Source organism: Arthrobacter celericrescens, from assembly GCF_003614925.1.
GTDB classification, from domain to species: Bacteria; Actinomycetota; Actinomycetes; order Actinomycetales; family Micrococcaceae; genus Arthrobacter; species Arthrobacter celericrescens.
In genome coordinates this window covers 10,703-36,801 of record NZ_QYLP01000092.1, presented here as the reverse complement: position 1 = coordinate 36,801, position 26,099 = coordinate 10,703, and the positions used below count along the sequence as shown (strand labels likewise).

Below are 26,099 nucleotides of genomic sequence, written 5' to 3'. Positions count from 1 at the left end.
GCCATGACTGAGGCTGTCATCGTGTCCATGGTCCGCAGCCCGATCGGCCGGGCTTTCAAAGGCTCGCTCAAGGACGAACGCCCGGACGACCTGGCGGCTGCCATGGTCACCGCGGCGCTGGCGAAGATCCCGGCGTTCGACGCCGGGGCGGGCGCGGGCCTCGGACTGGACGACCTCTACCTGGGGTGCGCGGAACCCAGCGGCGAGGCGGGCTCGAACATGGCCCGCGTGGTGTCCGTGCTGTGCGGGCTCGACTACGTCCCGGCCGTCACGGTCAACCGTTTCTGTGCCTCCAGCCTGCAGACCCTGCGGATGGCCTTCCACGCAATCCGGGCCGGCGAGGGCCATGCCTTCCTTGCCGGGGGCGTGGAGTCCGTGTCGCGGTACCAGAACTGGGCCGGTGCCGGGGAAAGCGACGCCGGCGCGCACAACCCGCGCTTCGAGGCCGCCAAGCAGCGCACAGCCGTCCGGGCGGCGTCGAACACTCCGTGGACGGATCCCCGGCTCGGGGACCGCCTGCCGGACATCTACATCGCCATGGGCCAGACCGCGGAAAACGTCGCCACCACCTACGGGATCAGCCGGGCGGAACAGGACGAATGGGGCGTGCTCAGCCAGAACCGGGCCGAGGCCGCGATCGCCTCGGGCTTCTTCGCGCGCGAGATCACCCCGTACACCCGCAAGGACGGCACCGTGGTGGAGCGGGACGACTCGCCCCGGGCGGGAGTGACGATGGAAGGCGTCAGCGCCCTGGAGCCGGTGTTCCGCCGCGAAGGAACGGTCACCGCCGGGAACGCCTGCCCGCTGAACGACGGCGCGGCCGCCGTCGTGGTCATGAGCAGCTCCCGCGCGCGGGAGCTCGGCCTGACACCGATCGCGCGGATCGTCTCCAGCGCGGCGAGCGCCCTCTCCCCCGAGATCATGGGCATGGGGCCGGTGGAATCCAGCCGGCGCGCACTGGACCTGGCCGGGCTGACCATGGCGGACATCGACCTGGTGGAACTCAACGAAGCCTTCGCCGTGCAGGTGGTGGCCAGCGCCCGCGAGCTGGGCATCGACCCGGAGAAGCTCAACGTCCACGGCGGCGCGATCGCCCTGGGCCACCCCTTCGGCATGACCGGGGCCCGGATGACCAACACCCTGCTCAACGGCCTGCGGGAACGCGACGGCACGTTCGGCCTGGCCACCCTCTGCGTGGGCGGCGGGCAGGGCATGGCCGTGGTGTTCGAGCGGCTCAGCTGAGGCTCGGCAAACGAAAGGGCCCCGCCGAAGCGGGGCCCTCTCGTTGCACCTGGTGCTGTGGTTAGTCGTCGCCGCGCAGGATGGCCAGCAGGCGGATGATTTCCACGTACAGCCACACCAGGGTGACGGTCAGGCCGAACGCGGCGGTCCAGGAGTAGCGCTCCGGGGCGCCGGCCCGGACGCCTTCCTCGATGCTGGTGAAGTCCATGATGAGGGAGAACGCGGCCAGGCCGATGGCCAGCAGGCCGACGATGACACCGAGCGGGATGCCGAAGATCTCGAAGCTAGTACGCAGGCCGAAGGGTTCGGTGACGGCCCCGGTCATCATCATCACCATGTTGATCAGGGCGAAGACCGCGTAGCCGATGAGGGCGATCATGAAGAAGCGCATGGCCTTGGGGGTGGCGCGCACTTTGCCGCTCTTGAAGAGCAGGAGGGTCACACCGGTCACCGCCACGGTGCCGATCACGGCCTGCAGGCCCACGCCCGGGAACATGCCGTCCAGGATGCGGGTGAGCCCGCCCAGGAAGAAGCCTTCAAGTCCCGCGTAGGCCAGGATCAGGGCCGGCGAGGGCTGCTTCTTGAAGGTGTTCACCAGGGCCAGGACAAAACCGCCGAGGGCGCCGACGATCATCAGCAGGCTGGCGGTGCCCATCGGCACGAACAGCGTCACGGCGGCGCCGAGCACCACCACGGCGAGGCAGGCCGCGGTCTTGATGATGACGTCGTCGAACGTCATCCGGCCGGTTTCGACCGGGCCGGCGGCTGGCCGCTGGTACATCTGCTCGAGCTGTTCGTTGCTCATTCCCGGCTGCTGGGCCTGCCAGCCGGGCTGGCCAAACTGGTTCTGGCCGAACGGGTTCTGGCCGTACTGGGGCTGGCCAAACTGGTTCTGGCCGTACGGGTTCTGGCCGTAGGGGCTTTGGCCATACGGATTCGCGGGAACAGGCGGTGCCTGCGTGGCCCCACGGAAATTCTTTCCGTTGAAGATCGGGTTGCCGCCGAGTGCCATGGTGGGTTGTCCTCCTGAATAAGGGCGAAGTGATAGTTCACGCTACCAAGTCCTACGCATGGCGGACCGGGAAAGTTCCACCTTGTCACCACAGTTTAGGAACGTTCTGACGCTTGTTGGATTTTCTTTAGCAACGCTGAACATATTGTTGCCTCGGACTTCACAGTTGTTATCTGATCGCGACCTCCGGAGCCCCTGCGCGCAGCATTATTCACGCTCGCTCGGCGGTAGCATAAGCACGCATGGGTGATGCATGTCACACAGCGGAGGCTACGAAAGCTGTTGGCCTGACCCATGACCGTTCGCACCGGCTGCAATGGCGCAGCGGTACCACCCCCAATGTGGAAGGTTTTCCATCTTGAGAAGCACAAGCAGAGAGCGGTCCAAGAGACCGCATGCGGGACTGCGGCAAGTCACGGGGGCGCTTTTCGCGATCCTCGTGGCACTACTGCTGGCAGCACCCGCCGCGCAGGCAGTCACCCCTTCGCCTTCGCCGTCGCCCGCTCAACAAGGTTTTCAAAACAGCATCAGCGGCTTCCTCCGCGACGACGCCCGCGCGCCGATCCCCGGAGTCCGGATCACCGCCAAAGGCAACAATTTCGAAGGCACGGCGACATCGGGCGCCAACGGCTCGTGGACCATACCGGTGCCGTCCAAGGGCACCTACACCGTTGAACTGGATACCTCCACCCTGCCCGAAGGCATCAAGCTCGCCGAGGGCCAGCAAAATCCGCGCGACGTCTCCTTCAGCCAGACGTCCAACCTGTCGGTGATCTTCGCCTTCGGCAAGGGCATCGTGGTCCAGGGCCAGAACTTCGGCCAGGACCTGCTCAACCGGCTCGTGGCCGGGGTGAGCTTCGGCATGCTCCTTGCCCTGGCCTCGGTGGGCCTGTCCCTGATCTTCGGAACCACCGGCCTGACCAACTTCGCCCACGGCGAGATGGTGACCATCGGCGCCCTCGGCGTCTTCGCCTTCAATGCCTGGGGGCTGCCCGTCTGGCTGGCGATCGCGCTGGCCCTTGTGGTGGGTGCAGCCTTCGGGTATATCCAGGACGCCGGGCTCTGGCGTCCGCTGCGGCGCCGCGGCACCGCCTTGGTACCGATGATGATCGTCTCGATCGGCCTGGCCCTGGCTGCCCGGTACGTTTTCCAGTTCTTCTTCGGCGGCGATACCCAGCAGCTACCCGGTTCGCAGGTCACGGACGTGCAGCTCGGGCCGATCTCGGTCTCGCCGAATACCCTCTGGTCCCTGCTGATCGCCGCCGTCGTGATCGCAGCCCTGGGCCTGCTCCTGCTCAAGACCCGGCTCGGCAAGGCCACCCGTGCGGTGGCGGACAACCCGGCACTGGCCGCCGCCTCGGGCATCGACGTCGACCGCGTCATCCGGATTGTCTGGGTCGTCGGCGGGTTCCTCGCCGCCCTGGGCGGCATCCTCTGGGCGTACTACCGCCCCGGCGTCACCTGGGACATGGGAACGCAGATCCTGCTTGCCATCTTTGCCGGCGTGACCCTCGGCGGCCTCGGCACCGTGTTCGGCGCCCTGGTCGGGTCACTGGTTGTCGGCATCTTCATCGAACTGACCAGCCTCGTGCTGCCACCGGACCTGAAGTACGTCGGCGCGCTCGTCGTCATGATCGTGGTCCTTCTCTTCCGTCCGCAGGGCATCCTCGGCCGGCGTGAGCGTGTGGGTTAGGAGCAAGCAATGGATTTCGGAAACATCCTCTCTCTCGCGCTCGGCGAAATCGTCACCCCGACGACGGCGGCCTACGCGCTTGCCGCGCTCGGCCTCGCCGTGCACTTCGGCTACTCAGGCCTGCTGAACTTCGGACAGGCCGGTTTCATGGCGGTGGGCGCCTACGGCTTCGCCATCTCGACACTCACCTTCAAGGTCCCGTTCGTGGTCGGGTTCCTGATCGCCTTGCTCTGTGCAGTGATCTTCGGGCTCCTGCTCGGTGTGCCCACCCTGCGGCTGCGCGCTGACTACCTCGCCATCGTCACCATCGCCGCGGCGGAAATCATCCGGTACATCGTCACCACCAACACCCTGTTCCGGGTCACCGGCTCCGCGGACGGCCTGTCCTCCTTCCAGCGGGAATTCGATTCCTTCAACCCCTTCCCGGCCGGGACCTACATCTTCGGGTGGAGCAACCGGGAGTTCTACGTCCGGGTCGTCAGCTGGGTCATCGTGATCCTGTGCGCGGTGATCGTCTGGCTGCTGATGCGCAGCCCCTGGGGCCGCGTGCTCAAGGGTATCCGCGAGGACGAGAACGCCGTCCGCTCGCTGGGAAAGAACGTCTATGCCTACAAGATGCAGGCCCTGGTGATCGGCGGCATCCTCGGCGCCTTGGCCGGGCTCCTGTTCACCCTCCCCCGCGGATCGGTGCAGCCGGCCAACTACGCAACGGAACTCACCTTCTTCCTGTGGACGGTCCTGCTCCTGGGCGGCATGTCCACGGTGCTGGGCCCGATTGTCGGGGCCATGATCTTCTGGGTTGTGCTGTCCCTGACCCAGAACGTCCTCGCCGGGCTCATCGAGTCCGGAGCGATCACCTTCCTCTCGATCGTCCAGGCCGGCCAGCTGCGCTTCATCCTCGTGGGCGTCGCGCTGATGCTGTTGATGGTCTTCAGGCCGCAGGGCGTCTTCGGTAACAAAAAGGAGCTGGCGTTCGCATGACCACTGCAGACGACAACATCGACTACATGACAGACTCCCGGGCAATCGCCGTCGGCGAAAACCTCCCGGGCTGCAAGAAGCGGGACCCGATCGTGGTGGCGGACAACGTCACCCGGAACTTCGGCGGCATCAGCGCCGTCGACGTCGAACACCTCGAGATCCCGCGGCACAAGATCACCGCGCTGATCGGCCCGAACGGCGCCGGCAAGACCACCCTGTTCAACCTGCTGACCGGTTTCGACACCCCCAATTCCGGGGCGTGGACCTTCGAAGGCAACAACATCGCCGGTGTCTCGTCCTACAAGGTGGCGCGCATGGGCATGGTGCGCACGTTCCAGCTGACCAAGGTGATGGGCAAGCTGACCGTCATGGAGAACATGCGGCTCGGCGCGGCCAACCAGCCCGGGGAACGGCTGTCCAGGGCCCTGTTCAAGAACATCTGGGGCGGCCGGGAGCGGGAAATCACCAAACAGGCCGACGGGCTGCTGGAGAAGTTCAAGCTGGATGCCAAGAAGGACGACTATGCGGCGTCCCTGTCCGGCGGCCAGCGCAAGCTGCTGGAGATGGCCCGTTCCCTCATGGTGCGGCCCAAGCTGGTGATGCTGGACGAACCCATGGCCGGCGTCAACCCGGCGCTCACCCAGTCCCTCCTGGACCACATCAAGAACCTCAAGGCCGAAGGCATGACAGTCCTGTTCGTCGAGCACGACATGAACATGGTGCGGCACATCGCCGACTGGGTGGTGGTGATGGCCGAAGGCCGGATCGTCGCCGAAGGCCCGCCCGGCGAAGTCATGAAGGACCCCGCCGTGATTGACGCCTACCTGGGCGCCCACCACGACGTCGACCTCGGCGACGCGCAAGGCATCCGGGAACTCGAGGCCGAACTGGAAGCGGACGAAGAATCGATCGTGGGCACCGAGGACGCCGGCATCATCGCGCCGGAAGTCGTCGAAGCCCGCCTGGAAGAGGAGGAAGGCAAATGAGCGCCACCAGCGCCATGCCGGCCGCTAGCAGCACACCCGCGGAGGACGCCGTCGTCAAGGTCACGGACCTGGTGGCAGGCTACCTGCCCGGCGTCAACATCCTCAACGGGTGCAGCATCGAAGCCCGCAAGGGCGAACTGATCGGCATCATCGGACCCAACGGCGCCGGCAAGTCGACCCTGCTCAAGGCCATGTTCGGCCTGGTGAAGGTGCACTCGGGCTCGGTGGTGGTGCACGGCAAGGACCTCACCGGCCTCAAGGCCAACAAGCTGGTCTCCCAGGGCCTGGGCTTCGTTCCGCAGACCAACAACGTGTTCGCGGCGCTGACCATCGAGGAGAACCTGCAGATGGGCCTGTTCCAGCGGCCCAAGGCTTTCGCCGAGCGCTTCGACTTCGTCACGGAGCTCTTCCCGGAGCTCGGCCGGCGCCGTGCCCAGCGCGCGGGCTCGCTCTCCGGCGGCGAACGCCAGATGGTGGCCATGGGGCGGGCCCTGATGATGGACCCGGCCGTGCTGCTGCTGGACGAACCCTCGGCAGGCCTCTCCCCCGTCAAGCAGGACGAGACGTTCCTACGGGTCCATGAGATCAACCGGGCAGGCGTGTCCGTGATCATGGTGGAACAGAACGCGCGCCGCTGCCTGCAGATCTGCGACCGCGGCTACGTCCTGGACCAGGGCAAGGACGCGTACACGGGAACCGGCAGGGAGCTCATGAAGGACCCCAAGGTCATCCAGCTGTACCTGGGCACCCTCGCAGACACGGTGGAAGGCGAGGGCCAGTAAGGCCAGTCGCCAGCCGAAACACGGCATAAGGAAAGCCCCGGAGCGTTTGCTCCGGGGCTTTCCTTGTGTGTTTGGAGGGGCCGGCTTACAGCTTGCCGAACTCTTCCTGGACCGGGCTCAAGGTGTTGTCATCCTTGTACTCGTAGATGCCGATGTAGGCTTCCGTGGGGTCGCCGGCGTCGGAGAAGGTGATGGGACCGGACTTGCCGTCGTAGTCCACGTCCTTGCCTTCGCGAAGCAGCGTCACGCAGGAGGCGTAGTTGGTGCACTTGTCGCCGCCTTCGGAAACTTCCTTCAGCTTCTTGGCGATGTCCACGCCCTTGGTGCTCTTGGCGGCCTCGGAGGCCAGCGCGATCAGGTTCACGGCGTCATAGGACTCGCCACCGTAGGTGAAGTCCTTCAGCTTCGGGTCCACCGTCAGGAGCGACTTCTTGAATTCGTCCTTCGTGAAGGTACCCGGGAAGGTGCCGTGGGCTCCTGTCATGGTGCCGGCCTTGAAGACCTTGCTGTAATCGGAGGTGTTGCCGTCCACCAAGAACAGCTGCTTGCCGGGGATGCCCTTGGCTGTCAGCAGCGGGATGATGGACTTCGCTTCGTCGAACGTGATCAGCACGATCGCATCCGCCTTGGCTGCCACCACCTTGTCCACCTGGGCCTGGAACTGGGAGTCGCCCGTGTTGTACAGCTCCTCGGAGACGACCTTGCCGCCTGCACCCTCGAAGGATTCCTTCACGTACTTCTGCAGGCCGGTTCCGTAAGCGTCGTTAAGCACGATCATGCCAACGGTCTGGGCACCACAGGTGGCGATGTAGTTGCCGAGGACCTTGCCCTGGAGGACGTCCGACGGGGCGCTGCGCCAGTAGAGGCCCTTGTCGTCCCAGGTGGTGAAGTCCGGGGAGGTGTTGGCGGGCGAGAACTGGATGACGCCGGCGCCGGTGATCTGGTTGATCACGGTCTTCGACACGGAGGAGGACGCGGCACCGATGATGGCCTGCGCCCCGCCTGCCAGCAGCGCGGTGGCCGATTGGGTGGCGGTGTCCGTCTTGGTGTCGCCGGAGTCGCGGTGGGTCACCTGGACGGGTTTGCCGAGCACGCCGCCTGCGGCGTTCACTTCCTTGACGGCGAGGTTCACACCGGCGATTTCGGGTGGGCCGAGGAAGGCCAGGTTGCCGGTCGTCGGCAACAGGGAGCCCAGCTTGAGCGGGACATCGGTAGTGGTGGTCGACGGCGGTACCGGCCCCGTGGAGGGGGCTTCGCTGCTGCCTGCGCTCGCGCTTGCGCTCGGTGCAGGGCAGGAGATACCTCCGGCTGCCGGCGCGCTGGACGACGTTGCGCTGGGCGCTGGCGAACCACCGCAGGCCGTAGCCAGGAACGCGACGCCGATGCCAAGCACTGTGAGCTTGGCTGCACGCGGAGCCGCGTGGGAAAGGTCAAACATATGTTTGTCTCCTCGATCGAAAGGTGCGAACTGCCTTTGATGCGATAGATCAGGTAGTCCTGAATACGACTCAAACTAGTGCAATTGGACCGGGAAGATAAGTGAATCAGGTCACATCCCTATAACACTCGTTGCCTGTGGGGAATCCTGTTCCGGGCGCGGGAGTAGTGTCTGAATTTTGCGGATTCGCGGTGCAGCGCGACGGCGGAAAACGGGGCCGCGGCGGTTGTGCCCCAGCAGGGACTCGAACCCTGACTTTGCGGATTTTAAGTCCGCTGCCTCTGCCAATTGGGCTACTGGGGCGCCCGCACAATCCTAATACGAAAGCAGGAACGCCGACGCCGGGGAAGGCGCCTGCTAGAGCCGTTCGAAAGGAGGCGCGTAGCGGAAGGTGCCCCTGCCGCCGTCGGACGTGCCGCCGTCGGGCATGCCGGACAGCGGCAGCACCTGGAAGTGCCCGCCCCAGGCGGGGTCCGGGGCCGCGATCCCCACCGAGGCTGCCGGGACATAGCCGAAGCGCGGGTAGTACACGGTGCTGCCGAGCAGGGCGATGCCGGCCTCCCCAGCCGCTTCGGCGCGGCGGGCCGTTTCGCGCAGCAGGGCCGAGCCGATCCCGCGCCGCTGCAGGTGCGGCTCTACACTGATGGGCCCGAGCCCGAGGAAGGCGAGCCCGTCCACGGCGCCGCGGGTGCTGATGACGTGGCCCACGATCTCGCCGCCCAGTTCGGCCACGATGCTGAACCCGGGGAGGTATTCTTCGCAGTCGAACAGTTCCTTCAGCAGCCCCACTTCCGCAGGCTCGCCCTCAACCGGGAGGCCGGTGACGGGGCTGATGGAAAACGCCGATGCGGTCAGGGCCAGGATCACGTCGCGGTCCGCCGGGACTTCGCTGCGCAGGACCAGGCCCTGCTGCAGGAGGCCGAGGACTTCCATTGCATGCGCCGCCTGGCCTGTGGGAACCAGGAGATGGTCGTGGTGGAAGCCGGCCAGGACATTGCAGCTGATCCCCGCCGCACCCAGCGCGGCACTGACGGCCGCCGTCAGGCCCACTGCCTCCAGCGCGGAGTGGACCTGCAGGGTGATCCAGGCGGCCACGAAGTCGTAGGCGAGGCCCAGCCGTTCGGCTTCGTCGCGGTGCAGCACCACCGTGAGGCCCTCGGCTTCACGGACGGCAGCTTCGACGTTCCCTTCCAGGGGCTTGCCGTGCGGCCACAGCGCGTAAACATAGTCACCGTCACGGAGGACCGGATGGATGGATGCGAGGAGGGCCGTCAGATCAGTTTCGCCTGCCATGGCAGACAGTCTATGTCCGGGCAGGTGCCCGGCAGATACGACGACGGCGGCCGCCTCCCCGTGTGGGGAGACGGCCGCCGTGGTGCGTTTGCAGGGCCCACGCCGCCCGGGTTCCCTGGCCGAGCGCCGGCGAGGTTAGGGAGGCGGTGGGGATTTACTTGGCGTCGGCGGTGACCGGCGCCTTGTCCTTGTCCTTGTCCTTGTCCTCGGCCGGGGCCGCAGGTGCCGGAGCGGCAGCGGGCTTGGGGGCCGGGGTGGCAGCAGCCACGAAGGCGCCGCGCGGGTTGTCCAGGTCGATCAGCTGGGTGGTGTCGCGGCCTGCGAAGAGGGCCAGGATCCAGCCGAAGATCACGCGGACCTTGCGCTCGACCGTGGGCATGGCCAGGCCGTGGTAGCCACGGTGTGCCAGCCAGGCGAGGCCGCCCTTGAGGCCGATGCGGCCCAGGAGGTTGATGTTGGCAACGCCCTTCCATTCACCGAAGCCGGCCACAGCACCGAGGTTCTTGTGCTTGTAGTCCGCCAGCGGCTTGTCCCAGCGGGAAGCCCACAGGTTCTTGGCGAGCTTCTTGGCCTGGCGCAGGGCGTGCTGGGCGTTCGGCACGCAGGTGCCGTCCGGCAGGCCCTTGCCGGTGAGGTCCGGGACGGCGGCGATGTCGCCGGCAGCCCAGGCGTTCTCGACGATGCCTTCGTCGCCGCCGATGCGCAGGTCCGGGAGGACCTTGACGCGGCCGCGGGGTTCCAGCGGGAAGTCGGTGGAGCGGACCATCGGGTTGGCCTGCACACCGGCGGCCCACACCAGGGTGTCGGCAGCGACTTCCTCGGCCGGGGACTTGTCCGGCATGTTGATCAGCTTCAGGGTGCCCTCGGCGTTGTCGAGGGAGGTGTTTAGCAGCACCTCGATGCCGCGGCTGCGCAGGTGCTCGACGACCCACTCGGCCTGCGGTGCGGTGACCTCGGGCATGATGCGTCCCATGGCCTCGACCAGGATGAAGCGGACTTCCTCCTGCTTGATGCGCGGGTTGTTCTTGACCGCGGCGCGGGCGAGGTCTTCCATTTCGGTGATGCATTCGATGCCGGCGAAGCCGCCGCCGACGACCACGAAGGTCAGGGCCTTGGCTCGCTCTGCGGCGTCGGTCATGGTGGACGCGGCTTCGATGCGCTCGAGGACCTTGTTGCGCAGTGCAACGGCTTCCTCGATGGTCTTCAGGCCGATGCCCTTGTCAGCGAGGCCCTTGATCGGGAAGGTGCGGGTAATGGCACCGGCAGCCAGGACGACGTCGAAGTACGGGATCTCGAACGGAGCGCCGCCGTCGGCCGGGGCAACAACCGCGGTGCGGTTGGCGTGGTCGATGCTGGTGACGCGGCCCTGGATCAGCTCGGTCTGCTTCAGGTGCTGGCGGTGGGAGACGACGGCGTGGCGCGCCTCGATGTTGCCGCCGGCAACTTCCGGCAGGAAGGGCTGGTAGGTCATGTAGGGCAGGGGATCGACGACGGTGACGATGCCGCCGGCGTTCGCGATCTTCTTCTGCAACTTGAGTGCGACGTAGAGGCCGACGTAACCGCCGCCGACAACGAGAACACGGGGACGGTCAATAAGCTCAGGGGTGGGTGCCATGAATCCAGAATAGCGCACTTTGTGAAAATCTTCACTAACTGCATTTGAGGGCTCCCCTGAGGGGCTTCGAGGCTACTTCCTGGCGCCCGGCTCCACTGCGTCGAGGGTGCCTGTGTCCGGTTCTGCGGGCGTCCTTTGGTAGACCCTGCGCAACTGGATTCCGGCGCCCGCCACGATGGCGATGAACACGGCCCCGAAGCCGACCACCACGACGCCGGGGAGCGCGGTTCCGGCATCGGCCGGGGCCTTGGCCGCGGGGACGGTGGGGTCCTTCAAGGTGGGTTTGGAGCTTGCCTTCTTCGTGGGGCTGGGCTCCTGCGTGGGGGTGCTGAAGTCGCCGCGCCGGTGGACCCGGATCCAGTCGCTGATGGAACCGAGCGGGTTGCTCTTGGCCTCGGGGACGGTGGCGCCCAGGGCCGCCTTTGCGTCCAGCACGCCGAAGCCGTAGATCGGGTCCTTGCCTTTCACTCCGGCGTCCTTGGCGGTGCTGACGATCCTGTTGATCACTTGCTTGGCGCTCATCTCAGGCCACTTGGAGCGGATCAGCGCGGCCACGCCCGAGACAATCGGCGTGGCACCTGAAGTTCCTGCCCATTCGGCGTAGCGCCCGCCCGGCAAGCCGCCGACGAGTTCCTCCGCGGGGGCTGCCACCCCGATGCTGATTCCCTGCGAGGACGAATCCACGCTCGCGTTGCCATCCCGGTCGAGGCCGCCGACCGTCAGCACGCCCGGGATCGTGGCCGGCGCTCCGACCTGCACGTTCCCGCCGATGCGGTTGCCCGCGGCGGCGACGATCACCACGTCCTTCTGCTCGGCGTACAGGAAGGCTGCGTCCCAGCTTTGCGGCCACTCCGGGGAGGTGCTGCCGAGGGAGATGTTGATGACCTTGGCACCGTGGTCCACGGCCCAGCGCACGGCCAGCGGGATCTGCTCCTGGTCGGTCTTGCCGGCGGGGTTCGCCGAACCCAACCAGGTGGAGACGGCGAGGATGTCTGCTTCCGGCGCCACCCCGATAATGCCTTCCGGTCCCCCGCTGCTGGTTCCGGACGTGGGCGAGGCCGAAGGGCCGGCTTTCTGGTGGCCGCGGCCTGCGAGCATGGTGGCCACGAGGGTGCCGTGTTCGGGCTTGGCGCCGATGCTCTTCTGCCCGTCCGGGTTGCCCGCGCCGGACACGTCGGTGCCGTCGACCACCGCACCCTTCAGGTCCGGGTGGCGGCCGTCCACGCCGCTGTCGATGACCGCGACCTTCACCCCGGCGCCCTTGGATTCCTTCCAAGCCTCGGAGATCCCGGATTCCTTCAGCCAATACTCCTTGTCGCGCCAGGTGTCGGCGGCGGCGGGCTGCGCCGTGGCCAGGCCGCCGGCGGCCAAAACCGCGGCGAGCCCTGTGGAGGCAAGCAGGCCCGCCAGCGTGGCAGGCAAGGTCCGCCGGCGGCGTCGGGATCCGGAGGTCTTCGGAAGGTGCGTCATCAGCGGGTCCCCCATTACTTGATGCTCAGCGCAATGCCGTCGAGGATGTCGTGTTCGCTGGAGGTGGCACCGGTGATGGTCCCCGCGGTGGACTGCGCAAGCCGCTGCAGGATGCGCCGCCAGACCAACGCGCCGGCGCCGATGACGTCCACCCGTCCGGGGTGCATGTACGGCAGCTTCGCTCGTTCTTCGCGGGTCATTTCCAGCAGTTCCGTGGCGGCCTTGCTGATCTGGTCGAGGCTGAGGATTGCGCCGTGGATCCGGTTGGGTTCGTAGCGTTCCAAGCCGAGCGCGTGCGCCGTGATGGTGGTGATGGAACCGGCCACCCCGACGACGGCGGTGCTGCGTTCCAGCGGAACGGTACCGGCCGCGAGGTCGATGGCGGCGTCGACGTCGGCTTCCGCGGCGGCGATTTCCGCCGCGGTGGGCGGGTCGCTGCGCAGGTGCCGCTCGGTGAGGCGCACGCAGCCGATGTCGACCGACTTCGCGGCGATCACGCCGTCGGCGTCGCCGAGCACGAACTCGGTGCTGCCGCCGCCCAGGTCCACCACGAGCACCGGGTCCTTGCCGCGCGAGGGCAGCACGCTGCTGGCGCCGGCGAAGGACAGGGCAGCCTCCTCATCACCGGAAACCACTTCCGGTTCCACGCCGAACAGTTCGCGGATGCCATCCACGAAGACCTGCCGGTTGCGGGCGTCGCGGCTGGCGGAGGTGGCGACGAAGCGGACTCCCCCGGCGCCGTGCTCCTCGATCAGCCGGGCGTAGTCGCGGCTCGCGTCGAAGGTCCGTTCCAGCGCCTCCGGGGCGAGTTCGCCGGTGGCGTCCACACCCTGGCCGAGCCGCACCACGCGCATTTCGCGCACGATGTCGCTCAGCGGGGCGCCGCCGGCCCCGTTCACGTCGGTCCCGTTCACATCGGCAATGAGCAGGCGGATGGAGTTGGTGCCGCAGTCAATCGCAGCTACGCGCTTCATGCGGTGCCTTCTTCCGTGGTCTGTGCTTCCGTGGCCTGCGAGTCCTGGGACTTCCGGACAGGTGCGGGGCGGCCGACGATGCCGGGCAGGCCCTGCGGTCCGTGGCGGCTGAGGTCCTTGGAGGGCGCCTCGCCCTCGGTCTCCCAGGCACCGACGCAGTAGCAGCGGTCCTTGGTCCACCACTCGGCGATGGCGTCCAGCGCCTCGTCGCCCAAGGGATTGACGCCCGGGCCCGCGGCCAGGGAGTGCCCCACCAGCACGTGGAGGCACTTGACGCGGGTAGGCATGCCGCCGGCGGAGACGCCGGCGATTTCCGGAACGTCGCCCGTGCCCGCGCGGCCGGCGATCTCGTCCCGGGCGCGCAGGTAGGCCTCGTGCGCTTCGCGGTAGGCCGCGGCCAATCCGGAATCGGCGGCGAGTCGGTCGTTCATCTCGTTCATCGTGCCGCCGGCTTCGAGCCGCGACACGGCGGAGGTGATGACCGGGTGGGTCAGGTAGAACGTGGTGGGGAAGGGGGTGCCGTTGCTCAGCCGGGGCGCCGTTGCGGCCACGAGGGGGTTGCCGCAGACGCAACGGGCGGGGATTTCCACCACGTCGCGCACGGGCCGGCCGAGCTGGCGGCTCAGGACGTCCAGGTCATGTGCCGAGGGCATGCGGGATTCCTCCGTCGCAGGGGCCATGTTCTCTTGCACTGGCGCTGCCACCTTCCTGCCCTGTTCTGCCGTTCCCTCAGGGCACGACGGCGGCGGGCACCGCGTCTAGTCTGTTGCCGAGCGTCGGATCGACTCCCACAGGCCATCCACCCAGGGCAGGTTTCCCGGGGTTCCGGACGCTCCATCACCGGTGCGGCCACCGGGGGTACCGGCGGGAACATCCGCACCAAATACCCAGTAGCCCGTTTCACCCGGCATAACCATGTTAATGCGGTCGCGCGCCTGCTGTTTGACGTAGTTGGGATCCTGCCAGCGCGAGAGCTGCTTTTTGAGGTCTTCCTGCTCGGCCTGTTTGCCCGCGATTTCGGCCTCCAGGGCGGAAATCTCGGCGCGTTTCTCCAGGAAGATTTTCACCGTGGGGGCGAGCAGGATGGTGATGGCGACCATGACGACCGCAAGCGCCAGCATGCGTCCCGAGAAGGCCTTCGCCGGGACCGGATCGTCCCCTCCCCCGGTGGCGCCGCCGGCCTTGCCGCCCGTGGTGGCGATCACCGGCTGCGGCGCAGCCTTGGCCGGGGTGGCTTTCGGCGCCGGCCCCTTTGGCTTTGTGGTCGCGGCCCTGTTTGGCTTTTCGGTTGCGCCCTTTGCCGGGGTTTTGCTTGCCGCGGCGCCCTTGGTTGCCGGTTCGCTGGCGGCTGGCGACGCCGGGGCGTCCGGAGCCGGGGCGGAGGTGATTTTGCGGGACTCGCCGAAATCCGCCCGGATGACGTCGCCGCCGTCGGCCTTCTGCTGGGGCCGGCCGAGGGCGTCAGCCCGGGGAACCTTGGGACGGCGGGTTGCCATGACACTCCTGTACTGCTTGCCTGTACTGCTTGGGGCATGCCCGGCGGCTTGCTGGGTTCTACGCTCGCACGGCCGTCCGGATGAGGGGTGTTCCGTTAAACGGAACCGGTGGCCATGGTCTTTCCACCATAGCCACCGGTCAGCCGTTTTCGCGGATGCTAGCCCTTGAAACGCGGGAATGCGCTGCGGCCGGCGTAGCGTGCGGCGTCGTCGAGTTCCTCTTCGATGCGCAGCAGCTGGTTGTACTTGGCAACGCGCTCGGAGCGGGCCGGGGCACCGGTCTTGATCTGGCCGGCGTTGGTGGCGACGGCGATGTCAGCGATGGTGGTGTCCTCGGTTTCGCCGGAGCGGTGCGAGGTGATGGTGGTGTAACCGTTGCGCTGTGCCAGGGACACGGCGTCGAGGGTTTCGGTCAGGGAACCGATCTGGTTGACCTTGACCAGCAGGGAGTTGGCCGTTGCGGCGTCGATGCCCTGCTGCAGGCGCTCCGGGTTGGTGACGAACAGGTCGTCGCCCACCAGCTGGACCTTGTCACCGATGGTGTCGGTGAGGATCTTCCAGCCTTCCCAGTCGTTCTCGTCCAGCGGGTCCTCGATGGAAACCAGCGGGTAGTCGGCGACGAGTTCGGCGTAGTAGGCGCTCATGTCGGCGGAGCTGAGGGCCTTGCCTTCGAACTGGTATGCGCCGTCCTTGTAGAACTCTGAGGAAGCAACGTCCAGGGCCAGGGCGATGTCCTTGCCCGGGGTGTAGCCGGCCTTCGTGATGGCTTCCTGGATCAGGTCCAGGGCGGCGCGGTTGGAGGGCAGGTTCGGGGCAAAGCCGCCCTCGTCGCCCAGGCCCGTGGCCAGGCCCTTTTCGTTCAGCACGGACTTGAGGTTGTGGTAGACCTCGACGCCCCAGCGCAGGCCCTCGGAGAAGGTCTCGGCACCGATCGGGGCGATCATGAATTCCTGGATGTCGACATCGGAGTCGGCGTGGGAGCCACCGTTGAGGATGTTCATCAGCGGAACCGGCAGGACGTGGGCGTTCGGGCCGCCCAGGTACTTGTACAGCGGCAGGTCGGCGGAGGCGGCGGCGGCGTTGGCCACGGCCAGGGAGACGCCGAGGATGGCGTTGGCGCCAAGCTTGCCCTTGTTCGGGGTGCCGTCCAGGTCGATCATGGCCTGGTCGATGCTGCGCTGGTCGGTGGCGTCGAAGCCGATCAGGGCCGGGGAGATTTCGTCGATTACGGCGTCGACGGCCTTCTGGACACCCTTGCCGAGGTAACGGCCCTTGTCGCCGTCACGCAGTTCGACTGCCTCGTGCTCACCGGTGGAAGCACCGGAGGGAACTGCAGCGCGGCCGATCTGGCCGTCGGAGAGCAGGACCTCTACTTCTACGGTCGGGTTTCCGCGGGAGTCAAGGATCTCGCGGGCGTGGATGGCATCGATAAGCGCCATGGATTGCTCCTTATGGTGAAGCGATTTACTGGGAATCTAGAGGGAAAGTCTCGACGTCCTCGTCGGCACTAGCCTAGTCGAGAGTGGCCAAGGTTACGGAACGGTTTCCTGGAAGGCACTTCATGGGGTGTCCTCCCCGCGGCCCTGGTACCGGCGCACGGCCCCGCGCAGGGCGCGTTCGGCGTCGAATCCCTGCTCCCGGGCCGCGGCGGCGACGGCGAGCAGGTAGTCGCCGAGTTCGGCTTCCGTCGCGTGGACCGGGACGGAAACGACGGCGGGATCGGGCGTCCCGGCGCGGCCTGCTGGTTCTGTCCGGCCTGCCCTGTCGGCCCGTTCGGCCCGGTCGAGTGACTTCTGCGCGAGCGCGAGGGCCGGCAGGTGCGGCGGGATGCCTTCGAAGGGATCGCTTCGGCCGGGCTTTTCGGCCTTCTTGACGGCGTCCCATTTCTGCTCGATTTCCTCGACCGTGGCCGGGAAGGAATCCTGCAGGGTACCGTCGGGCCGGAACACGTGCGGGTTGCGGCGGACCATTTTCGCAGTGATGGCGCGGGCGACATCGTCGAAGTCGAAGCGGCCGTTCTCCTCGGCGAGCCGGGCGTGCAGCACCACCTGGAGCAGGACGTCGCCCAGTTCGCCGGCGAGTTCCTCCTCCTTGCCGGCCTCGATCGAGTCCACCACTTCGTAGGCTTCCTCGATCAGGTACTCCACGAGCGATTCGTGGGTGAGGGCGCCCATCCAGGGGCAGTGCTCGCGCAGGGCCGCGATCACCTCCACGAGACGGGACACGGCTCCCCCGGAGGCGGGACCACCGGAGGAGCCGCGTGCGCCGGATGCCGGATGGTCAGCCGGCAAGGTTGGCGTAGGCGTCGTTGATGTATTCCACGAGCGCTTCCTTCTCGTCCAGGGACAGGAAGGAGGCCTCGGCTGCGTTGAGGGTGAGCTCCAGCAGGTCGTCGAGGTCGTAGTCGAAGGTTTCCACCAGCAGTTCGAACTCGTTGGTGAGGGTCACGCCGCTCATCAGCCGGTTGTCGGTGTTGACCGTGACGTTGAAGCCCAGCTGGTACAGCATGTCGATCGGGTGGCTCTCGATGCCCTCGCCGAACTCCGCGATGGCGCCGGTCTGCAGGTTGGAAGAGGGGCAGATCTCCAGGGCGATGCCGCGGTCACGGACCCAGGCCGCCACCTCGCCGAGGGTCACCATGCCAACGGCCTCTTCGCCGTCGTTCGCGGGGTCCACCTCGAACTCAACGGAAATGTCCTCGGCGATCCGCACGCCGTGGCCCAGGCGCAGGGCGCGGCCGTCCACGAGCGCGGAACGGATGCTGTCCAGGCCGGCGGCTTCGCCGGCGTGCACGGTGGCCGGGAAGTGCTGCTCGGCGAGGTAGGTGAAGGCATCCTTGAAGCGCGACGGCGGGAAGCCGTCCTCAGCCCCGGCGATGTCGAAGCCCACGGCACCGTTTTCGCGGTGGCGGACGGCGAGTTCGGCGATTTCCTGGCTGCGGTCCGCGTGGCGCATGGCGGTGATGAGCTGGCCCACCTGGATGTCGCCGCCGCGTGCGGCCACGGCTTCCACGCCGGCTTCGATGCCTTCCTGGACAGCGTCGACAACCTCGTCCAAGGTGAGGCCCTTCCGGAGGTGCTGCTCAGGCGCCCAGCGCACCTCACCGTAGACGACGCCGTCGTCCGCGAGGTCCTCGACGAATTCCTTGGCGACGCGCACCAGGGCGTCCTTGGTCTGCATCACGGCGATGGTGTGGTCGAAGGTCTCAAGGTAACGGACCAGCGAGCCGGAATCCGCGGACTCGCGGAACCATTCGCCCAAGGCCACGGGATCCGTGGACGGCAGGGTGTGGCCGACGGCTTCGGCGAGTTCAATGATGGTGGCCGGGCGCAGCCCGCCGTCCAGGTGGTCGTGAAGGGAAACCTTGGGCAGGCTCTTCAGATCGAAGTCGAGGGCAGTGGCGGCATCAACAATGGGTTCAGTCACTGGATAAGGGTACCCGCGGGTTCCCCGCAACGCAGTCAGCCGGCGTCGGGAATCCGCGCAGTTTCCTTTTCGCCGCGTGACGGCTCCTGCCTGTCCGGCTCACCGGCGGCCGCCTCTTCGGCCGCGGCGATCGCGGCGTCCTTCTTTTCCAGGTACTTGTGCCACCAGCGCAGCGCATGGTCCACCACGAAGCCGAGTACGACGGCGAACGCGACAGCGATGCCGACGCCCAGCAGCGGGTTATGGTGCACCCACTGCCCGGCCAGGAGGCCGACGCCGATGGAGTAGCCCACCCAGGTGACGCAGGCGAAGGCGTCCAGCCAGAAGAAGGTGCGGTGCCGGAATCCGGTCTGGCCCGCCACGTAGTTGACGGCCACGCGGCCCCACGGGATGTAGCGGGCGGTGAAGATCAGCACCGCGCCGCGCTTGTCCAGTTCGTACTGGGCCCAGGCGAACATCTTCTTGACCTTGGGCCGGCGCATCCATTTCCAGCGATCGAGGCCGATCTTGCGTCCCAGCAGGTACGCCATGTTGTCCCCGGCCATGGCCCCGATCAGCGCGGTGCCGCCCAGGATCCAGAGGTTGGGCTGGCCGGTGTGCAGGAAGAGGGCGGACAGGCCCACGATGGCCGTTTCGCTGGGCAGGATGGTGGCGAAGCCGTCGATGAAGAAGAACACCAGGAGCACGGGGTAAATCCACGGTTGCCCGGCGGCGTGCTCAAGCATCTGGTTCAGGAAATCCACGGGCGACGGCTCCTAGTACTGACCGGGCGATCTGACCGGGGAAATAAGGGCGGGAAAGCTTGTCCAAGTGTCCCACGGCCGGCGCGTCGTTCGCTACGCCCCGGCCGGGGAATCACCGCTTCAAACGCTATCCCGGAAGGCGGCATCGGCGGCTCCCCCTGCGGGGTGATTTTCCGGCGTCGGACCCCTCCTACCCAGGGTTGAGGCACCGCGGAAACGGGATCAGGCATTGTCGAGTTCTTCGGGCAGCGATCCGCGCACTTTGCTGATGATCCGGTCGACGATCACGCCCAGGATCACGGCGGCGATGATGGCGATCACGGCACCCAGCAGGTGGTTATGCTCGAACCATTGGCCGAAGAAGACGCCGATCCCCACGGAGTAGCCGGCCCACAGCACGGCGGACAGCCCGGTCAGGGCGACGAACTCCGCGTGCCGGAAGTGTGTGGCGCCCGCGGTGAGGTTGACGGCCACCCGCCCGACCGGGATGAAGCGTGCCACCAGGATGAGCGAAGCTGCCCGACGGCGGAGCTCCCGCGCCGCCCAGCGGAACGCCCCTTGCATGCGCTGGGTCCGCATCCACCGCCACCGCTTGGTCCCTATCCTCCGGCCCAGGAGGTAGGCGATGTTGTCGCCGCTAAAGGCGCCGATTGCGGCCACCAGCACCAGCAGCCAGGCATTGGGCACCCCGGCCGTGGCCGAGACGGCGGCCATGCCCACCACGACGGATTCGCTGGGGATCGGCGGGAAGAAGCCGTCGATCAGGCAACAGGCGAGAATGAGGAACAGGACCCAGGGTTGCCCGGCGGCCGCGAGGATGAAGTCATTGATTGCCTGCACGGTTTCCTAACGAGGAGTTCTGCCGTGGTGTTCCGGGACTAGGAAATCCGGTCAATGATCAGCCGCTGCCCCGGACGGGACCCTTCGGGGCCAATCACCACCGCGTCCTGCAGCGCTTCCTTGGCGCGCTCGAACCTTTCCGGGGTGTCGGTCAGGAGGGTCATGAGCGGTTCGCCGGCACGCACGTAGGCGCCGGGCTTCGCGTGCATCCGCACCCCGGCCCCGGCCTGCACGGCGTCTTCCTTCCGGGCCCGGCCGGCCCCGAGCCGCCAGGCCGCCACGCCCACGGACAGCGCGTCCAGTTCCAGGAGCACGCCGTCGGCCGGGGCGTAGATGACCTCGGACTCCTTCGCGACCGGCAGCGCGGCCTTCGGGTCGCCGCCCTGCGCTTCGATCATCCGGTTCCAGGCGTCCATCGCCCGGCCGTCCTTGAGCGCGGCGGCGGGGTCGGCATCGTTGATTCCGGCGCAGGCGAGCATCTCTTCGGCGAGCCGGACGGTGAGTTCGACGACGTCTTCCGGGCCGCCGCCGGCCAGCACCTCCACGGATTCCTGCACTTCGATGGCGTTGCCGGCGGTCAGGCCGAGCGGGGTGTCCATGTTGGTCAGCAGGGCCACCGTGTTCACGCCCGCGTCCTTGCCCAGGGCGACCATGGTTTCGGCCAGGTCCCGGGCCCGGGCCTCGTCCTTCATGAAGGCGCCGGAGCCGACCTTGACGTCCAGGACCAGGGAGCCCGTGCCTTCGGCGATCTTCTTGCTCATGATCGAGGAGGCGATGAGCGGGATCGCCTCGACCGTTCCGGTGACGTCGCGCAGGGCGTAGAGCTTCTTGTCCGCCGGCGCCAGGCCGCTGCCGGCGGCACAGATGACGGCGCCCACGTCCTGCAGCTGGTCCAGGATTTCCTGGTTGCTCAGCGCGGCCCGCCAGCCGGGGATGGCCTCCAGCTTGTCCAAGGTGCCGCCGGTGTGGCCGAGGCCGCGGCCGGACAACTGCGGCACGGCAACCCCGAACACCGCCACCAGGGGCGCGAGCGGAAGGGTGATCTTATCCCCCACGCCCCCGGTGGAATGCTTGTCCACGGTGGCCTTCACGCCGCCGTCGGGACGCCGCAGGCCGGAGAAGTCCATCCGCTCACCCGAGGCGATCATCGCCGCGGTCCAGCGGGAGATCTCCGCCCGATCCATGCCGTTGAGCAGGATGGCCATGTTCAGGGCGGACATCTGCTCGTCAGCGATGACGCCGCGGGTGTAGGCGTCAATGGTCCAGTCGATCTGTTCGGGGCTGAGGGTTCCCTTGTCCCGCTTGATGGTGATGATTTGTACGGCGTCGAACGCCTCGTTGCTGGTCACGTGTTCTCCTCGAGGTGTTCGGGTCCGAAGGCGTCGGGCAGCACTTGTTCCATGGTCAGGATGCCGTTGCCGGTCATGAGCTGCATGCCGGGTGCGTGGAACTCGTAGAGCAGCTGCCGGCACCGCCCGCACGGCATAAGGACCGCGCCGGTGGAGTCCACGCAGTAGAACGCGGTGAGGCGGCCCCCGCCGCTCATCCGCAGTTCCGACACGAGCGAGCATTCGGCGCACAACGTCAGGCCGTAGCTGGCGTTCTCCACATTGCAGCCGCTGACGATCCGGCCGTCCTCGGTGAGGGCCGCGGCCCCCACCGGGAATTTCGAATACGGGGCGTAGGCCTTCGCCATTGCGGCGACGGCGGCGCCCTCCAAGGCCTCCCAGTCGATGTCCGCCACGCTCAACCCTTGACGTAAGGTATGCCGCTGGCCGCCGGTGGCCTGGACCTGCCCACCAGGCCCGCGACGGCGAAGATGGTCACCAGGTAGGGCAGCATCGCCATGAACTGGCTGGGCACGGGGGTGCCGATGATGCCCAGGATGGACTGCAGGTTGTAGGCGAAGCCGAACAGCAGGGAGGCCAGGAAAGCGCCGATCGGGTTCCACCGGCCGAAGATCAGGGCGGCCAGGGCGATGAAGCCGCGGCCGCCGGAGATTTCCTTGGTGAAGGAGTCGATCGTCACCAGGGTGAAGATGGCGCCGCCGATGCCGGCGATTGCACCGCCCAGGGTCACGTTCCAGAAGCGGGTGGCGTTGACGTTGATGCCCAGGGTGTCGGCGGCCTGCGGGTGTTCGCCGACGGCCCGGACGCGCAGGCCCCACCGGGTCTTGAACAGCCCCACCCAGACCACGGCAACGGCCACGTACATCAGGTAGCCGGCCACGGACTGTTCGAACAGGATCGGCCCGATGATCGGGATGTCGGACAGGAAGGGAATGGGCAGGATGTCCAGCCGGGCCGGTGTGTTGAACAGTTCCTTGTCCGGCGCCATGACCGTGCCGAAAAGGAAGCCCGTCAGGCCGGACACCAGGACGTTGAGCACCACGCCCACGATGATCTGGTTGACCAGGTACTTGATGCTGAACACGGCCAGCACCATCGAGACGAGAGCTCCGGCGGCGGCGGCGGCGAGCAGCCCGACGTAGGCGTTATGCGTCACCGTGGCCACGAGCGCAGCGGTGAAGGCACCGCCCAGGAGCTGGCCCTCGATGGCGATGTTGACGACGCCCACCCGCTCGCAGAGCACCCCGGACAGGGACCCGAACACCAGCGGCACGGCGAGCGTCACCGAGCCGGCGATCAGGCCCGCCAGCGAGATGGACGGTTCACGGGCGCCTGCCACGATCCACACCAGCAGGGCGAACACGAACACCACCGCGAAGGCGATGGGCAGCCATTTGGGCGAACGTTCGCCCTGGTTCCAGAGATAGATGGAGTAGGCGGCCATGGCCAGCAGCAGGATGGCGAGCACAATGCCGCCGGCCTGGCCGGGGATCTGCAGTGCGGGCAGGGCGATCGCGTCGCCCTGCTCGCTGACCTTCATCTCGGCGGTCTTGGCCGGACCCAGGAACCCGAAGAACACCAGGGCCACGAGGGAAAGCACCCCGAGCGAAGCCGGGACCTTCAGCGACGGGCGGACCGCCGTCGTCGGCCCTGCAGCGCCGGACGCCGGTTTGGTTGCGGTGGTCATTTGGCACCTCCGGTGGCGACGGCGGCCTTCACCGCAGTCTTGGCGCGCTTCTTCCGGCCGGGGTTGAGCCCGAAGATCGAGCGGATCAGCGGAGGAGCGGCGATGAACAGGACGATAAGGGACTGCACGACCAGGACGATGTCGATCGGGGTGCCGGTCTGGATCTGCATCTGCACGGCACCAGCGCGGAACGCACCGAACAGCAGGCCGGCGAAGAACGTGCCCCAGGGCGTGCTGCGTCCGAGAAGGGCCACGGTGATGGAATCGAAGCCGATCTGCGCGGCGACGCCGCCGGTGAGGACCTTTTCCGTGCCCGCCACCTGGGCGATGCCGCCGAAGCCGGCGAGTGCGCCCGCCGCAGCCATCACCAGGATGGTTGCGGCCTGGACATTGACGCCGGCGGTCCGGGCAGCTGCCGGGTTGGCGCCGACGGCGCGGAATTCGAAGCCGATCGTGGAGCGGTTGAGCAGCCACCAGACCCCCGCGGTCAGTGCAACGGCGACCAGGAAGCCCAGGTGCAGGCGCGAGCCCGGGATGAGCTGCGGGTAGACGGCCGAGTCATCCAACCGCGGCGAGATCGGGCTGACGTCCCCCGGACGCCGGAAAGCCTCGGTGTTCAGCAGGAAGTCCAGCAGGAACAGCGCCACATAGTTGAGCATGATGGTCACGATGACCTCGTGGGCGCCGGTGCGGGCCTTGAGGAGGCCGACGACCGCGCCCCAGGCGGCGCCGCCGATCACGCCCATGACGATCACGACGAGCAGGTGCAGGACCAGCGGCAGGTGCCAGGCGAACCCGGCGTAGGCGCCCAGCGTGGCGCTGATGATGATCTGGCCCTGGGCACCGATGTTGAACAGGCCGGCGCGGAAGGCGAGCGCCACGCCGAGGCCGGCGCAGATCAGCGGGGTGGCCACGGTCATGGTTTCCAGCAGCGGGGAGAAGCCCTGCCGCGGGTTGAACACCGAGCCCTGGAAAAGGGCCACATAGCTCCTGGTCATGGCGCTCCACAATGCCGACAGGAAGTCGCTGGGACGGGCGAAGAAGTACCCGGCGGTCCTGGCGACGGCGGGATCTGTGCTGGCGATCAGGATGCCGCCCAGCACCAGGGCCACGAAAACCGCGAGGACCGACACGAAGCCGTTGCCCATGACGATCCGGCGCAGCACCGGGCCCTGCTGGTGTCCGGTGTCCCCGCTCTGGGTGGAGACCGGAACGAGCGAGGGTTCCAGGGTGCCGCCTGCCGTGTCGAGTGCGACGTCGGCGGCCTGGACTTCGGCGCCGGACTCCTTTTCGGGACCGGGCCCGTCTTCGGGTCCGGCTTGGGGATTGCTGTCCTTAGTTGTCATCGGAGCCTCCTTCGGGGCCGACCCCGGCCATCATCAGGCCGAGCGTGTCTCGAGGGGTTCCGGCAGGGACGATGCCCACCAGTTTGCCCTTGTACAGTACGGCGATCCGGTCCGCGAGCTCCGCCACTTCATCCAGTTCCGTGGACACGATCATCACCGGGGTGCCGGCGTCGCGTTCGGCCACGATCCGCCGGTGCAGGAATTCGATGGATCCGACGTCGACGCCGCGGGTGGGCTGGCTGGCGATGAAGAGCCGCAGCGGCCCGGACAGTTCCCGGGCCATGACCACCTTTTGCTGGTTGCCGCCGGACAGGGTGCCTGCGGCCGACCCCACCGAGGGGGTGCGGATGTCGAATTCCCTGACCTTTGCTGCGGCGTTCTCCGCCACCTTCGCCGGGCTCATGCCGATTCCCTTGGCGAAGGGGGCCCGGTCGTAGAGGTCGAGGACCAGGTTCTCGGCCACCGAGAAGGGCCCCACGAGCCCGTCGTGGGAGCGGTCTTCGGGGACGAAGCCGACGCCGGAGCGCAGCACATCCTTGACCGGCAGGCCCAGGAGTTCCTTCCCTTCGAGGGTGACTGATCCGGTGACGTGGTCCTGGACGCCGAGGATAGCCTCGGTCAGTTCGGTCTGTCCGTTGCCCTGCACACCGGCGACGGCGAGGATCTCGCCGCGGGCGATGTCGAAGCTGATGCCGTCCACCACGTTGGTGCCGTTGGCTGCGCGGACGGTGAGGTCGCGGACCACGAACGTGCGCTCCCCCGGCTGCGCCGCGGCTTTGTCCAGGCTCAGGCTGACCGGGCGGCCGACCATCATGGAGGCCAGTTCCGTGGGCGATGCGGTCGGTGGTGCGTCGCCCACCACTTTTCCGCGGCGGATCACCGTGATGACGTCGGAGACGGCCTTGACCTCGCGCAGCTTGTGCGAAATGAAGACGATCGAGGTACCGGAGGCCTTGAGCTGGCGCATGATGTCCAGCAGTTCGTCCGTCTCCTGCGGGGTGAGCACCGCGGTGGGCTCATCCAGGATGAGCACCTTGGCGTTGCGCACCAGGGCCTTGATGATCTCGACGCGCTGCTGCACGCCGACGGGGAGGTCTTCCACCAGGGCGTCGGGGTCGACGTCGAATCCGTACCGTTCGGAGATTTCGCGGATCTTCCTGCGGGTCTTCTCAAGGTTGAGGATTCCGCCCGGTCCCGCCGGTTCGGCGCCGAGCGCCACGTTTTCCGCCACGGTGAACACGGGGACCAGCATGAAGTGCTGGTGGACCATGCCGATCCCGGCGGCCATGGCATCACCGGGGCCGCGGAACGTCCGCGGCTGCCCGTCCACGACGACCTGGCCGGCGGTGGGCTCGTACAGCCCGTACAGCACGTTCATGAGGGTGGATTTCCCGGCCCCGTTTTCGCCGAGGAGGCAATGGATCTGGCCGGATTCGACCACAAGGTCGATGTCTTGGTTGGCATAGAAGGATCCGAAGGCTTTCGAGATCCCCTTCAATTCGAGTTTCACAACTCCCACCGTTCTTTGAGTCCGAAAGACGGCCACGCAGCCCGCTGCCCGGGAGCGTGTGCCAAGCGTATCTCGCAAAAGTCCGCTGCGGGGCCAACGCCGGCGAGGGTCCCGAACCGAGCGAAGCGAGGATTGGGAGCCGGTGGGGACGCAGTGCTGGCCGGGGCAAAAACACGCCGCCAGTACCGAGGGTTCGGTACCGGCGGCGCGCCTGGC

Annotated in this window: 23 protein-coding genes and 1 tRNA gene; 5 read left to right on the top strand and 19 right to left on the bottom strand. The window is 67.4% G+C overall.

Annotation, left to right across the window (positions count from 1 at the left end; translation table 11 throughout):
* The first annotated feature begins 3 nt into the window (after positions 1-3).
* A complete protein-coding gene (locus D3654_RS16515; RefSeq protein ID WP_120522551.1) occupies positions 4-1,242 on the top strand; it encodes an acetyl-CoA C-acetyltransferase in 1,239 nt (412 codons plus the stop codon).
* Positions 1,243-1,303: 61 nt separating this feature from the next.
* Here D3654_RS16515 and D3654_RS16510 read toward each other — a convergent pair whose 3' ends face one another.
* Complete coding sequence (locus D3654_RS16510) at positions 1,304-2,254, bottom strand: Bax inhibitor-1/YccA family protein (RefSeq protein WP_120522550.1); 951 nt, start codon at positions 2,252-2,254, stop codon at positions 1,304-1,306.
* A gap of 439 nt (positions 2,255-2,693) precedes the next feature.
* Here D3654_RS16510 and D3654_RS16505 point away from each other — a divergent pair, with 439 nt between their 5' ends.
* The 4 genes from D3654_RS16505 to D3654_RS16490 are packed head-to-tail and all read left to right on the top strand — an operon-like array spanning position 2,694 to position 6,696.
* Positions 2,694-3,947, top strand: coding sequence for a branched-chain amino acid ABC transporter permease (locus D3654_RS16505; RefSeq protein ID WP_425359428.1), 1,254 nt, complete (start codon positions 2,694-2,696; stop codon positions 3,945-3,947).
* Positions 3,948-3,956: 9 nt separating this feature from the next.
* On the top strand, positions 3,957-4,928 hold the full coding sequence (locus D3654_RS16500) for a branched-chain amino acid ABC transporter permease (RefSeq protein ID WP_120522548.1): 972 nt from the start codon (positions 3,957-3,959) through the stop codon (positions 4,926-4,928).
* Positions 4,925-5,914 (top strand): ABC transporter ATP-binding protein, encoded by a 990-nt coding sequence (locus D3654_RS16495; RefSeq protein WP_120522547.1) that lies wholly within the window; start codon positions 4,925-4,927, stop codon positions 5,912-5,914. Before D3654_RS16500 ends, D3654_RS16495 begins: the two co-directional genes overlap by 4 nt.
* Positions 5,911-6,696, top strand: coding sequence for an ABC transporter ATP-binding protein (locus tag D3654_RS16490; protein WP_120522546.1), 786 nt, complete (start codon positions 5,911-5,913; stop codon positions 6,694-6,696). The genes D3654_RS16495 and D3654_RS16490 overlap by 4 nt, the downstream gene beginning before the upstream one ends.
* 85 nt (positions 6,697-6,781) lie before the next feature.
* Here the strand turns inward: D3654_RS16490 and D3654_RS16485 are convergent, their stop codons facing one another.
* The 18 genes from D3654_RS16485 to D3654_RS16400 form a co-directional block, all read right to left on the bottom strand.
* Positions 6,782-8,134, bottom strand: coding sequence for an ABC transporter substrate-binding protein (locus D3654_RS16485; RefSeq protein ID WP_120522545.1), 1,353 nt, complete (start codon positions 8,132-8,134; stop codon positions 6,782-6,784).
* A 229-nt stretch (positions 8,135-8,363) separates the two neighbouring features.
* Positions 8,364-8,437, bottom strand: a tRNA-Leu gene (locus D3654_RS16480).
* A gap of 54 nt (positions 8,438-8,491) precedes the next feature.
* A complete protein-coding gene (locus tag D3654_RS16475) occupies positions 8,492-9,427 on the bottom strand; it encodes an N-acetyltransferase (RefSeq protein WP_120522544.1) in 936 nt (311 codons plus the stop codon).
* A gap of 154 nt (positions 9,428-9,581) precedes the next feature.
* The gene (locus tag D3654_RS16470) at positions 9,582-11,042 is read right to left on the bottom strand and encodes an NAD(P)/FAD-dependent oxidoreductase (RefSeq protein ID WP_120522543.1); all 1,461 of its coding nucleotides are present in this window, start codon (positions 11,040-11,042) and stop codon (positions 9,582-9,584) included.
* Between the two features lie 72 nt (positions 11,043-11,114).
* Positions 11,115-12,527 carry a S8 family serine peptidase gene (locus tag D3654_RS16465; protein WP_245413289.1) on the bottom strand — a complete coding sequence of 471 codons (1,413 nt, stop codon included), beginning with the start codon at positions 12,525-12,527 and terminating at the stop codon, positions 11,115-11,117.
* On the bottom strand, positions 12,527-13,486 hold the full coding sequence (locus tag D3654_RS16460; RefSeq protein WP_120522542.1) for a Ppx/GppA phosphatase family protein: 960 nt from the start codon (positions 13,484-13,486) through the stop codon (positions 12,527-12,529). The genes D3654_RS16465 and D3654_RS16460 overlap by 1 nt, the downstream gene beginning before the upstream one ends.
* The gene (locus D3654_RS16455) at positions 13,483-14,139 is read right to left on the bottom strand and encodes a DUF501 domain-containing protein (protein WP_245413288.1); all 657 of its coding nucleotides are present in this window, start codon (positions 14,137-14,139) and stop codon (positions 13,483-13,485) included. Before D3654_RS16455 ends, D3654_RS16460 begins: the two co-directional genes overlap by 4 nt.
* 105 nt (positions 14,140-14,244) lie before the next feature.
* The gene (locus tag D3654_RS16450) at positions 14,245-14,982 is read right to left on the bottom strand and encodes an FtsB family cell division protein (RefSeq protein WP_120522540.1); all 738 of its coding nucleotides are present in this window, start codon (positions 14,980-14,982) and stop codon (positions 14,245-14,247) included.
* A gap of 158 nt (positions 14,983-15,140) precedes the next feature.
* The gene (gene eno, locus D3654_RS16445; RefSeq protein WP_120522539.1) at positions 15,141-16,421 is read right to left on the bottom strand and encodes a phosphopyruvate hydratase; all 1,281 of its coding nucleotides are present in this window, start codon (positions 16,419-16,421) and stop codon (positions 15,141-15,143) included.
* A gap of 120 nt (positions 16,422-16,541) precedes the next feature.
* Positions 16,542-17,156: a MazG nucleotide pyrophosphohydrolase domain-containing protein gene (locus D3654_RS16440; RefSeq protein ID WP_120522566.1), complete on the bottom strand. Its 615-nt coding sequence runs from the start codon at positions 17,154-17,156 to the stop codon at positions 16,542-16,544.
* Between the two features lie 106 nt (positions 17,157-17,262).
* Positions 17,263-18,408 carry an adenosine deaminase gene (locus tag D3654_RS16435; RefSeq protein WP_120522538.1) on the bottom strand — a complete coding sequence of 382 codons (1,146 nt, stop codon included), beginning with the start codon at positions 18,406-18,408 and terminating at the stop codon, positions 17,263-17,265.
* A gap of 35 nt (positions 18,409-18,443) precedes the next feature.
* On the bottom strand, positions 18,444-19,133 hold the full coding sequence (locus D3654_RS16430) for a DedA family protein (protein ID WP_245413291.1): 690 nt from the start codon (positions 19,131-19,133) through the stop codon (positions 18,444-18,446).
* Between the two features lie 240 nt (positions 19,134-19,373).
* A complete protein-coding gene (locus D3654_RS16425) occupies positions 19,374-19,991 on the bottom strand; it encodes a DedA family protein (RefSeq protein ID WP_120522537.1) in 618 nt (205 codons plus the stop codon).
* 38 nt (positions 19,992-20,029) lie between these two features.
* Complete coding sequence (locus tag D3654_RS16420; RefSeq protein WP_120522536.1) at positions 20,030-21,340, bottom strand: thymidine phosphorylase; 1,311 nt, start codon at positions 21,338-21,340, stop codon at positions 20,030-20,032.
* Positions 21,337-21,741, bottom strand: coding sequence for a cytidine deaminase (locus D3654_RS16415; RefSeq protein ID WP_120522535.1), 405 nt, complete (start codon positions 21,739-21,741; stop codon positions 21,337-21,339). The genes D3654_RS16420 and D3654_RS16415 overlap by 4 nt, the downstream gene beginning before the upstream one ends.
* Complete coding sequence (locus D3654_RS16410) at positions 21,738-23,027, bottom strand: ABC transporter permease (RefSeq protein WP_120522534.1); 1,290 nt, start codon at positions 23,025-23,027, stop codon at positions 21,738-21,740. The genes D3654_RS16415 and D3654_RS16410 overlap by 4 nt, the downstream gene beginning before the upstream one ends.
* On the bottom strand, positions 23,024-24,373 hold the full coding sequence (locus D3654_RS16405) for an ABC transporter permease (RefSeq protein ID WP_120522533.1): 1,350 nt from the start codon (positions 24,371-24,373) through the stop codon (positions 23,024-23,026). Before D3654_RS16405 ends, D3654_RS16410 begins: the two co-directional genes overlap by 4 nt.
* Complete coding sequence (locus D3654_RS16400) at positions 24,363-25,883, bottom strand: ABC transporter ATP-binding protein (protein WP_120522532.1); 1,521 nt, start codon at positions 25,881-25,883, stop codon at positions 24,363-24,365. Before D3654_RS16400 ends, D3654_RS16405 begins: the two co-directional genes overlap by 11 nt.
* Positions 25,884-26,099: the final 216 nt, after the last annotated feature.

What these genes read in the sequence shown, in the direction of transcription:
- D3654_RS16440 (WP_120522566.1), bottom strand. Translation starts at nt 17,156, where the DNA reads ATGGGCGCCCTCACCCACGAATCGCTCGTGGAGTACCTGATCGAGGAA.
- D3654_RS16450 (WP_120522540.1), bottom strand. Translation starts at nt 14,982, where the DNA reads ATGGCAACCCGCCGTCCCAAGGTTCCCCGGGCTGACGCCCTCGGCCGG.
- D3654_RS16405 (WP_120522533.1), bottom strand. Translation starts at nt 24,373, where the DNA reads ATGACAACTAAGGACAGCAATCCCCAAGCCGGACCCGAAGACGGGCCC.
- D3654_RS16460 (WP_120522542.1), bottom strand. Translation starts at nt 13,486, where the DNA reads ATGAAGCGCGTAGCTGCGATTGACTGCGGCACCAACTCCATCCGCCTG.
- D3654_RS16490 (WP_120522546.1), top strand. Translation starts at nt 5,911, where the DNA reads ATGAGCGCCACCAGCGCCATGCCGGCCGCTAGCAGCACACCCGCGGAG.
- D3654_RS16430 (WP_245413291.1), bottom strand. Translation starts at nt 19,133, where the DNA reads ATGCTTGAGCACGCCGCCGGGCAACCGTGGATTTACCCCGTGCTCCTG.
- D3654_RS16475 (WP_120522544.1), bottom strand. Translation starts at nt 9,427, where the DNA reads ATGGCAGGCGAAACTGATCTGACGGCCCTCCTCGCATCCATCCATCCG.
- eno (WP_120522539.1), bottom strand. Translation starts at nt 16,421, where the DNA reads ATGGCGCTTATCGATGCCATCCACGCCCGCGAGATCCTTGACTCCCGC.
- D3654_RS16465 (WP_245413289.1), bottom strand. Translation starts at nt 12,527, where the DNA reads ATGGGGGACCCGCTGATGACGCACCTTCCGAAGACCTCCGGATCCCGA.
- D3654_RS16515 (WP_120522551.1), top strand. Translation starts at nt 4, where the DNA reads ATGACTGAGGCTGTCATCGTGTCCATGGTCCGCAGCCCGATCGGCCGG.
- D3654_RS16500 (WP_120522548.1), top strand. Translation starts at nt 3,957, where the DNA reads ATGGATTTCGGAAACATCCTCTCTCTCGCGCTCGGCGAAATCGTCACC.
- D3654_RS16470 (WP_120522543.1), bottom strand. Translation starts at nt 11,042, where the DNA reads ATGGCACCCACCCCTGAGCTTATTGACCGTCCCCGTGTTCTCGTTGTC.
- D3654_RS16410 (WP_120522534.1), bottom strand. Translation starts at nt 23,027, where the DNA reads ATGACCACCGCAACCAAACCGGCGTCCGGCGCTGCAGGGCCGACGACG.
- D3654_RS16485 (WP_120522545.1), bottom strand. Translation starts at nt 8,134, where the DNA reads ATGTTTGACCTTTCCCACGCGGCTCCGCGTGCAGCCAAGCTCACAGTG.
- D3654_RS16455 (WP_245413288.1), bottom strand. Translation starts at nt 14,139, where the DNA reads ATGCCCTCGGCACATGACCTGGACGTCCTGAGCCGCCAGCTCGGCCGG.
- D3654_RS16510 (WP_120522550.1), bottom strand. Translation starts at nt 2,254, where the DNA reads ATGGCACTCGGCGGCAACCCGATCTTCAACGGAAAGAATTTCCGTGGG.
- D3654_RS16495 (WP_120522547.1), top strand. Translation starts at nt 4,925, where the DNA reads ATGACCACTGCAGACGACAACATCGACTACATGACAGACTCCCGGGCA.